The following is a 9,834-nucleotide window of genomic DNA, read 5'->3' on the forward strand; positions in this document are numbered from 1 at the left end:
GCCCGCCGGCACCTGAAACCATCATCCCGATGGATCACAGGCCGATGATGCACTAACAATCAACTTGGACCAGTCAGATGAGGCTGCTCATCGAGGTATCGTTCAACGGCATCGGAAAAAGTTAGGCCTCGGCGCTGGGCAGCGATTAAGTGGGCTTTTCTGGCTTTGCGATCTTCTATCGGGTCAATGCCTTGCCAAACTTTCTCCTTTTCCGCCCTCGCCCTCTCTCTCGCCATGGAAAGAGACACATCGGGATAGCTACCTAAGCCCAGTTCGCGCCTTTTGTCACCTACCTTGACCCTTAACACCCATGACTTCCCCCCATTGGGAGTGATTTGAAGAAGCAGGCCTGAAACGCCACCTACTGCAAAGGTCGAGTTGTTCCGGCTACCGGAGTGTTCAAGCCTTCTTACATCCAGTGCAGAAAGCTCTTTTGCTATTCGCGGCAAATACCACCCTCCATAATACCCGCCATAAGTACTTTAGCTAGACGATACTGTAAACATCTTCTTCTATCAAAGGCGGTTGGTTCAAACTTGTTATCTTGCTGACAATACTTGGATAAAAGTAGTTTCCACTTCACAGCGCATCGCTAGGATGGCGGCCTTCGTCTCCGCCATTTGCCAAAGTAAAAAATAATCATAAAAAGCAAAAGCTTATTTGAAATCAGACTGTACGTTTCTGGACTATCGAGCGACGACAGCCCTTAGAAACAACCGCGCTCCGCCGCTGTTGCAACATAGGTTAGTATCAGGGATGCGCCTGACGTTGTCTTCAGAACCTGTACGTTGCGCCCAGCAGCGGACCTGATTGGTCAAACCTGAAATCATTGCCGTTGATCTCATGATCGAAGGAAATATACCGGTAGCCGCCGCGGATCAGCCATCTGTCATTGATTTCATAATCTGCAGTCAGCAAAACTTGCCAGGTTTCGCTACCGCTCCGAAACCCGCCATAATCCACGAACCCGGTCCCTGACCATTTGTCAGAAATCCGAACTCTTGCACGGGCAGCGACGACCGGGTCAGTCCAGTTGTCGTCGGTCGTCACACTTCGCCCAGCAGCGACCCCAGGTTGCAATCGGAACGTGGTTTCCGTGCTGAACCACCTGAACCCGCCTGCTAAGGCCACGCTGATCGCTGGTGTCTCATAAACATGGTAACCGACATAGCCGCTGAGAAACTGCGTGGTGGCAGAGGTATCCAAACTCGAAAACGCCGGGCCGGGAGTTGAGTTACTAAACGCCAAATCGGTGTAGTTGTAATCCGCAAGCAACAACCAGTGCCCGTTAGACGCGGAAATACTGCCCATAAACGCAAAATCCAGGTTTTCGAGAGCGTCTGAAAAACTCAACGTGCCGTCGATTGTTCCACTTGGTGTTGCAAGGGAAATATCCGTTTCAGCCATGAACAGATAAGCTGTGCCCGAAAAAGACCAATCAGATTGCTGGGCTGAAACAGGTGGCGCGATCAGTAACGCAACCGCAATCGCCAAGTTTTGCACCTTGCTTTTCATCAGTGACCTCGTTGCTAAAATTTATATTGCATTTCTTGCATGCTTCACGGTTACACAATTTGTAGACGTTTCCAATATCTCGATCGCTGTAGTGTTGTCGCGGTCCCTATCGAAATAGGGATGAATCCACACCAGAAATGCCAAAGGATCCTATTGTCTGACCCCCGAATTAATCGTGTGAAGGGCAAACCCCAGATTGAATGAACATTCGTTATTGGTTCGGAGCAACAGACGCGGTCAACAATTGCTTGGAATACTCGTGGCTTGGGTTCCCCAAACGCAAAGTTTCCGAGGACATGACCTCAACAATTTCACCATTTCTCATAACCGCCAACTGCTCGCACATATGTGCGATAACCGGAAGATCGTGAGACACCATCAGATAGGTCAATCCGCGCTGTTTGCGCAGGTCAGTCAACAGGTTGAGAACCTCGGCCTGAACGCTGACATCCAAAGCTGACGTGGGTTCGTCCAAAAGCAAGATGTCCGGCTCACCTGCCAAGGCCCTTGCGATTGCCACGCGTTGTCGTTGGCCACCGGAAAGCTGGTGTGGATACCGGAACCGGAATCTTTGCCCAAGTCCGACGTCGTTGAGCAAATCGCTCACGCGTTTATCGATGTCCCCAAACCCATGCAGATGAATAGTTTCACTGAGGACCTGATCAACAGTGTGCCGCGGATGCAAAGACGCGTAGGGGTCTTGAAACACCATCTGGACGGTTCGAAAGAATGACCGATCCCGCCGGGACCCGGATATCGCCTGGCCTTCTACTCGGATTGTGCCCGACCATTGCGGTGCAAGTCCCGTTATTGCCCTCAGAATTGTCGACTTGCCGGACCCGCTTTCGCCCACAAGACCAAAACTCTCGCCTTGAGCGACTTCAAGGTTTGCGTCTTTCACCGCATCGACCCGGTCGTGTGCATGACCAAACCAGACATTCAGATGGTTGATTTCCAGTGCCTTCATTTCAGCCCCTCACGCTCGGGGCTTCGGACCACGACGGATCGCGTGTGAGAACACTCAGGTGGGTACATTTTTCATCAAGGCGCGGCAGCGAGTTCAGCAAGCCCTGGGTATAGGGATGTTGGGCCTGATGCAGCTTGTCAGCCTCGCAAACCTCGACGATCCGACCTGAATACATGATGAGGACACGGTCGCAGAATTCAGACACCAGATTCAGGTCGTGGCTGATGAATATCAGACCCATCCCCCGCTCCTTGACCAATCCATCCATGATGTTCAGCACCTGCCGCTGAACGCTGACATCAAGCGCCGAAGTTGGTTCATCGGCAATCAGTATCTTGGGATTGGGAATCAACATCATCGCAATCATAATGCGCTGCCCCATACCCCCAGACACCTCATGCGGGTACGTTCGCATCACCCGCTCAGGATCACGGATTGAGACGTTATCCAACATCTCGATAGCCATCTTCTTAGCATGGGCCTTCGAGCCGGAATTGTGCTGAAGGTATGCTTCCATGAGTTGCTCGCCAACGGTGACCACCGGGTTCAGAGAAAACTTGGGGTCCTGCATCACCATGGAGATCTGCTTCCCTCGCACCTCACGCATCTCGCGCTCGCTGAGCTTCATCAGGTCTCGGCCTTCCAGATTGATGTGTTTGGCCTCCACGATACCCGGATTTCTGATCAGGCGCAGAATGGCCCGCCCCGTCATCGACTTACCCGAGCCGCTTTCGCCGACGATCCCCAGACGCTCGCGCCCCAGCGAAAACGATACGCCCCGCACGGCGTCAAACACGCCCTGACGGGTTGGGAAACGAACCCACAGATCTTCGATGTCGAGTAAGTTCATTGCCCACCGTCCTTTGGATCAAGCGCGTCCCGCAGCCCGTCACCCAACAGGTTGAAGGCCAGCGAAACCGTGAAAATTGCGAGCCCCGGCACCGTGGCCACCCACCAGTGGTCAAGGATGAACCTTCGACCCTCGGATATCATGGCACCCCATTCCGGGCTTGGAGGTTGTGCCCCCAACCCCAGAAAACCAAGGCCGGCGGCAGCCAAAATGATCCCGGCCATATCCAGCGTGACACGCACGATCAAAGATGAGATGCAAAGCGGCCAGATATGCCGGGTGATGATGCGCAGCGGCCCGGCACCCTGAAGGCGTATCGCGTTGATATAGTCGGTTGACCGGATGGTCAGGGTTTCTGCACGCGCCATACGTGCATAGGGCGGCCACGCCGTGAGTGAGATTGCCAGAACCGCGTTTTCAATCCCTGCCCCAAGCGCCGCGACAAACGCCAGCGCCAGAACAAGTCGTGGAAAAGCGAGGAAAATATCCGTGATGCGCATAAGGATCACATCCGTCCATCCCCCCACATATCCCGCAACAGTCCCGACCAGAAGCCCCGCAATCGGTGCGATGAGCGCCACAAGAGCCACGATGTACAGTGTAATTCGCGCCCCAAAGATCAGGCGTGACAGAATATCCCGCCCCAAGCTGTCGGTTCCCAACAGGTGCCCTTCAGCCCCGATGGGGAGAAGTCGGCTGGACAGGCTCTGAACAAAGGGATCGTGCGGCGCGAGAAAAGGCGCAAAGACCGCTGTCAGAACAAGGACGACAAGAATCGCCAACCCGACCATTGCCATCGAGTTTGATCGCAAAGTCAGCCAGCCTTTGTAGAAGCTGGCCAATTTGGCATGGCGGCGCGAAGTCGGCTCGTCGGTCAGCAGCCACTGGCGCAAGGTCATGTCGCTCATTTCGACCTCGGATCAAAGAAACGGTAAAGAAGGTCCGAGAATATGTTCAGGCAGATAAAGATCAGCCCGACCACAACGGTTCCTCCAAGAACGGCATTCATATCGGCGCTCAGCAAGGCCGTCGTGATATAGCTGCCGATTCCCGGCCAGCTAAAGATGATCTCGGTCAGAACTGATCCTTCCAACAAGTTGGCATAGCTGAGTGCGATCACTGTGATCAGCTGCACCCGGATATTCTTGAAGGCGTGGCGCCAGATAACTTGTCTTTCAGACAGCCCTTTGACGCGGGCGGTGATGACATACTCGGCTGACAACTGTTCCAGCATGAAGGATCGGGTCATCCGGCTGATGTAGGCAAGCGAGTAGTACCCCAGCAATGCCGCGGGCAGGATGATATGGGACAACGCATTGCGGAAGACATCCCAATCCTGGGCCAAGGCACTGTCTACCAAAATCAGCCCAGTGCGTGAGGGCACTATGTCCTCGTAGAAGATATCCAGGCGGCCCGGGCCACCGACCCAGCCGAGTATCCCGTAGAAGACCAGAAGCCCCATGAGCCCCAGCCAGAAGATTGGCATTGAATACCCGACAAGCGCGACCACACGGGCGATCTGATCGATCCACGATCCGCGCTTGACTGCGGCGATCACACCAAGCGGAACACCCAGAAATATTCCAATCAGAACGCCCAAAGTCGCCAATTCCAGCGTGGCTGGGAAGACGCGGGCAATATCCTGAGAAACCGGGCGGGCATTCAGAAGTGAATCGCCAAAATCGCCGTGCAGAACATCCCAAAGGTAATATCCAAATTGAACCAACAGCGGTTTATCAAGACCAAGCTGTTGATAGACCGCATCATAAGTCGATTGCGATGCGCGTTCACCGACGATTGCCAGCACCGGGTCGATCGGCATCACGCGACCGATGATGAAGGTCACGAAAAGCAGACCCAGCATTGTAATTGCGATAGTGCCAAGAGTTTTCAGGATACTCTTGATCCAATGGATAAGAGGCGCCGAGCGGCGCCCCTCAGTTGGTCTTTCGGCCAGTGCCATTTACTTGGTCACCTGCCAATACGACGCCGATGTAATCGCCTGACCGGTTGAGAAATTCGTCACGTTTTCACGCAGGGCCGATTGCTCAATCTGCTGGAACATGATGACAAACGGCGAAGTCTCGCGGAACTCAGCCTGGATTTCCTTGTACATGTCAGCGCGTTTCGCGGTGTCGTTTTCGATAACGGCCGCGTCCGTTTTGTCGGTCAACCCGCCGGTATCCCAAGAATTCCGCCATGCCAGCAATCCTGTGGCATTGGCTTCGTCCGAATTATCCGGGTTATAGGCAAAGGTACCTGCGTTCGTCTGCGGGTCGGGATAGTCCGGCCCCCATGCGCCAAGGTAAACATCCAGTTCCCGCGCACGATACCGCGCCAAAATTTGTTTGGCGGTCCCCACGGTGATGTTCATCGTGATGCCAACCTGACTCAGCGCATTCTGTAGCGATTGGGCGATTTCGATCCGTTCCTGCGCTTCACGCACACCTACTTCAATCTCAAGCCCGCTTACACCTGCTTCATCCAGCAGGGCCTTGGCCTTTTCCACATCAAAGCTAAACGGCGTCTCGTCAGAGGCACCGAGATAGGTTTGGGGCAGGAAATTCTGGTGGATCGTGTATTGCCCTTTCAGGAAGCTGTCGCGCATCCCTTCATAGTCAACCAGGTATTTGAACGCCTGCCGAACCTGAGGCTTGCTCAACTCGGGATGTTTCTGGCTCAGCGAAACATACATCAGGCGGCCCTTAAGCTCGTCTGCAATCTTTACGCCGGCAACAGATGAAGCGCCGGCAACATCTTCTGGATTCAGGTTGCGCGCGACATCGATATCACCACGTTCAAGCAACAGGCGCTGGCTGGCGCTTTCCTGAACGTGACGGACAACCACGCGCTCCATGGCCGGAGCACCCAAATAGAAATCGGGGTTCGACTTCAGTGTTACGCTTTCATTGGGTTTCCAGCTGACCAGGCTATAAGCACCAGATCCAGCAGTATTGGTCTTGAGCCATTCATTGCCCAAGTCGCCATCCTTGTCGTGTTCCATCACCGTCTTCTTATCGACAATGCCGCCGATGGTAGCGGTCAGACAGTTCAGAACGAAGGATGTCGCATAGGGTTTGTCCGTCGTGATCGTCAGAGTGTTGCCGTCCGCGACAATCGTTTGTTCGACATTTTCCGGCGTGAACCCAAACTGGGTCAGGATAAAGGCCGGGGTCTTGTTTAGAATGATCGCCCGACGCAGTGAAAATTCAACATCTTCTGCCGTCACCGGATTTCCGGAGTGAAAGGTCAACCCTTCCCTGATATTGAAGGTAATCGATTTGCCGTCTTCAGACACATCCCAACTTTCAGCGATGTCGGGCTGATAGCCAGCATCCAGATTGAGCGGGTCGAAGTTCACCAGCTTCTGATAGACATTCCGGCTGACATCCGAACCCGCAAACTCAAAGCTTTCGGCCGGGTCCAACGTCGTGATGTCGTCGATACGATGCGCGATAACCAGCATGTTCGGCGGCGTTTCGGCCATTGCCGAAGTCGAGGTCACGGCCAGCGCCAATCCTAGCGCCGCACCGGTAAGCAATCTGTTAAATGCGTTCATTTTGTCCTCTCTGTCATCAAGTCTTCACTAACGGTTACGAGCCCCAGGTCTTCTCAAGAACACGCAACCAGTTTTCGTGGCAGAGCTTCTTGATGAGCTCTTCGCCGTATCCATGGGTCACCATGGCATCTCTCAATCGAGGCAGCATCGAGATGTCCTTTACGTCGTCCGGCACGACCGCCCCGTCGTAATCGGACCCAAGCCCGACCCGGTCTTCACCCATTATCCCGATCAGGTGGTCAAGGTGCTTCAGAACCTGCATCAACGGCACATCGGACAGCATCCGACCATCCTCACGCAGAAACGCAGTGGCAAAGTTCAACCCGACCATCCCGTCGCTTTCCGCGATGGTGCGAAGCTGATCATCGGTCAGATTTCGCGCGTGCGGACAGATGGCGTGGGCATTCGAATGCGTTGCGACCAAAGGCGCATCCGAATACCGCGCTACATCCCAGAAACCTTTTTCATTGAGGTGGGACAAATCCAACATGATACCCAGCGCGTTGCATCGCTGCACAAGCCGCAGTCCATGATCCGTCAACCCAGGGCCAGTATCTGGCCCAGATGGATATCTAAACGGCACACCATGGCCAAAAATGTTGGGTCGGCTCCACACGGGCCCAAGCGATCGCAACCCCGCCGCATGAAATACATCAAGCGAATGCAGATCGGCATCAATCGCCTCGGCGCCCTCGATGTGAAAAATGGCTGCCATCTGGCCTTGCGCCAAGCAGTCCCGGATATCCGAAACCGATCGAACCACTTTCAACGCCCCCAAACGTTCCAGTTCCAGCAGGATGGCAATCTGCCCCAGCGCTGAGGGCAGAGCATCTTCGGCATCAATATGATTGGGAAGCGGCAGGTCATAGCTGGGCCGGACCATTTCTTCCATTTTTGCATCGGCATCGATAGGCGAAGGCACCCAGACGGCAAAGAAGCCTCCGCCAAATCCACCGGCCGTGGATTTTACAGAGTCGATCGCGCCTTCGAGCCCGGTCAGGAAGCGGCCCGCTTCGGGCAGACCACCTGACGAGGCCAGTTTTGACAATACGTCGTTGTGCCCATCAATGATAAGAGGGGAGGTACTCAATCTCGTTTCACCCGACTTGGCATCATTCCGACACACGCTAACAGACGTAATCGTCATGATTGTAAAAAAACTTGATGAGTTTTACTCATAGAGCTAGTCGGAATCATGCAGGCGCCCAGCAATGAAGAAACCTCGCAACTGGCATTCTTTGCCGGAATACCAGGCGCTCCGTGCGCTCATGCAGTCTGGAACAACAGCCGCTGCCGCACGACAGCTCGGCTTATCTCAGTCCGCGGTCAGTCGCTCGGTCAGCAGCTTAGAGGATCGACTGGGCAGAACACTGTTCGAACGAGATGCAGGCAGATTGCGACCGACGCAAGAAGCCGTAAGGCTGAATATGCGATTGGATCCTTTGTTCGAGGCATTGGACAGGATCGATGGTCCGGGCGAAACTGTGCAGGAAACACTGCGCCTCGTTGCACCGCCCAGCTATGCTCATCGATACATCGTTTCCCTCATCGCCAGTTTCATTCGCGGGAATCCCGGTTTTTTCGTGAACCTTGAGGTGACAACGTCGGATATGGTCACGCTTGGCGTGCTTGAGAACCGATTTGATCTTGCCGTGACCGGGATTGAACAAAGCCGCGCTGGCATCAAACTTATACCATTTCGCGAGTCACCAGCCGTTTGCGTCATGCGACCCGAACATCCCCTGTCTGAACGCACCGTTCTGACGCCTTCAGACTTGCATGAGCAAGAGTTGATCGCACTGACGTATCGACATGGGCGGCGCGGGCAGCTGGACCGGTTGCTTCATCAAGTGCGCGCTAAACCGAGGATCGTTGCCGAAGTTTCAACCTCATTTGCCGCAGCCGACATGGCGCGCGAAGGATTGGGGCTGTCTGTTATCAATCCCTTTCCCGTCTACCATTACCGATCTCCCGACCTGGCATTTGTCCGATTTGAATCTCCAATGCGGTACCGGGGCCATTTTGTGGTCTCTGATCAAAAACCGGTTCCAAGGATCGCACGGGCATTCATACGGCATCTGCGATTGAATACCCCTCCGGACCCTTTCTCTGACCCGAGGTAATGAAATCTTTCCAAAGGTCTTCAATGGCAATACGCCATGTGACCGCCCAACAGGGAAGATTTTGGAGGAGGGTCGAGGTACGGACCTGTCATGGCTACGTGCACAGTTTGGTATGTGTAACGTCCACAAACGTGGTTTTCTTCGTCCTTATGTATCTCAGGCCGTATCACCCGGTATGCGGTTCGTTCAAAAGGCTCGTTAGAATCTCCGCCCAAAACCCGCTTCTGATTTCCCTACGTTTCCAGGCGAAGCTGGCCTATCATTCTCTAGCTCAAATCTTAGGAAGGAAAACCTAGATGGCGGATTGTGTGAAACTGCGCCCCGGCGAAACCTATTCCGGGAAACAGGGGTTCGATTACTTCGAAGGCATCGCCAGACAGACGGTAGGTAGCCAAGCTATCTGCATGCATCTGCTCACGGTCCCGCCCGGAGGGCGCGCCAGGGCGCATAAACATGAGACACATGAAACCGCGATTTATGTGATTTCCGGGTCTGCTAAGATGTATTGGGGCGACAGGCTAGAACACGTTATGGAAACGCAAGCAGGAGACTTGATCTATATACCATCAAACACTCCGCACCTTCCGTTCAACGATGGGAATGAACCCGCAGTTGCAGTTATCGCACGCACGGACCCGAACGAACAGGAAAGCGTTGTTCTGATGCCGGAACTTGAAAGCCTTGTACCAGGGTGACGCAAAATACCGTTGGGGACCAGCAGCGCAGTTTTTTCGTCCCTAATGCTTCCAGAGTGCTTCCAGTTGTGCAGTGGCCCTGAACGCAGAAAGCGCCCCAAGGGGCGCTAAGTGTTTGATATCTG

General features: G+C 54.1%; 10 protein-coding genes and 1 pseudogene. 3 read left to right on the top strand and 8 right to left on the bottom strand.

Annotated elements, in window-relative coordinates; translation table 11 throughout:
* Positions 1 to 59 precede the first annotated feature (59 nt).
* The 8 genes from ACR0M3_RS19735 to ACR0M3_RS19770 all read right to left on the bottom strand — a co-directional run bounded on the left by ACR0M3_RS19735 (position 60) and on the right by ACR0M3_RS19770 (position 7,981).
* The gene (locus tag ACR0M3_RS19735) at positions 60 to 449 is read right to left on the bottom strand and encodes an Arm DNA-binding domain-containing protein (protein WP_480912364.1); all 390 of its coding nucleotides are present in this window, start codon (positions 447 to 449) and stop codon (positions 60 to 62) included.
* Between the two features lie 325 nt (positions 450 to 774).
* The gene (locus ACR0M3_RS19740) at positions 775 to 1,515 is read right to left on the bottom strand and encodes a porin family protein (protein WP_480912366.1); all 741 of its coding nucleotides are present in this window, start codon (positions 1,513 to 1,515) and stop codon (positions 775 to 777) included.
* 211 nt (positions 1,516 to 1,726) lie between these two features.
* Entirely contained in the window at positions 1,727 to 2,482 is a 756-nt protein-coding gene (locus ACR0M3_RS19745; protein WP_480506616.1) for an ABC transporter ATP-binding protein, read from the bottom strand.
* Between the two features lies 1 nt (position 2,483).
* The gene (locus tag ACR0M3_RS19750) at positions 2,484 to 3,332 is read right to left on the bottom strand and encodes an ABC transporter ATP-binding protein (protein WP_209598734.1); all 849 of its coding nucleotides are present in this window, start codon (positions 3,330 to 3,332) and stop codon (positions 2,484 to 2,486) included.
* A complete protein-coding gene (locus tag ACR0M3_RS19755; RefSeq protein ID WP_480912368.1) occupies positions 3,329 to 4,240 on the bottom strand; it encodes an ABC transporter permease in 912 nt (303 codons plus the stop codon). The genes ACR0M3_RS19750 and ACR0M3_RS19755 overlap by 4 nt, the downstream gene beginning before the upstream one ends.
* A complete protein-coding gene (locus ACR0M3_RS19760; RefSeq protein WP_480506613.1) occupies positions 4,237 to 5,295 on the bottom strand; it encodes an ABC transporter permease in 1,059 nt (352 codons plus the stop codon). Before ACR0M3_RS19760 ends, ACR0M3_RS19755 begins: the two co-directional genes overlap by 4 nt.
* Positions 5,296 to 6,891 (bottom strand): ABC transporter substrate-binding protein, encoded by a 1,596-nt coding sequence (locus ACR0M3_RS19765; protein ID WP_480506611.1) that lies wholly within the window; start codon positions 6,889 to 6,891, stop codon positions 5,296 to 5,298.
* A 34-nt stretch (positions 6,892 to 6,925) separates the two neighbouring features.
* Positions 6,926 to 7,981 (bottom strand): dipeptidase, encoded by a 1,056-nt coding sequence (locus ACR0M3_RS19770; protein WP_267367387.1) that lies wholly within the window; start codon positions 7,979 to 7,981, stop codon positions 6,926 to 6,928.
* 121 nt (positions 7,982 to 8,102) lie between these two features.
* On the opposite strand from ACR0M3_RS19770, the pseudogene ACR0M3_RS19775 reads away from it, so the two are divergent.
* The 3 genes and pseudogenes from ACR0M3_RS19775 to ACR0M3_RS19785 all read left to right on the top strand — a co-directional run.
* Positions 8,103 to 8,294 (top strand): annotated as a pseudogene (locus ACR0M3_RS19775) (helix-turn-helix domain-containing protein); the annotation flags it as partial.
* A gap of 24 nt (positions 8,295 to 8,318) precedes the next feature.
* The gene (locus ACR0M3_RS19780) at positions 8,319 to 9,014 is read left to right on the top strand and encodes a LysR substrate-binding domain-containing protein (protein WP_480912374.1); all 696 of its coding nucleotides are present in this window, start codon (positions 8,319 to 8,321) and stop codon (positions 9,012 to 9,014) included.
* A 296-nt stretch (positions 9,015 to 9,310) separates the two neighbouring features.
* Positions 9,311 to 9,709 carry a cupin domain-containing protein gene (locus ACR0M3_RS19785; protein ID WP_480912371.1) on the top strand — a complete coding sequence of 133 codons (399 nt, stop codon included), beginning with the start codon at positions 9,311 to 9,313 and terminating at the stop codon, positions 9,707 to 9,709.
* Positions 9,710 to 9,834 lie beyond the last annotated feature (125 nt).

This window comes from Ruegeria sp. O5, from assembly GCF_056535105.1.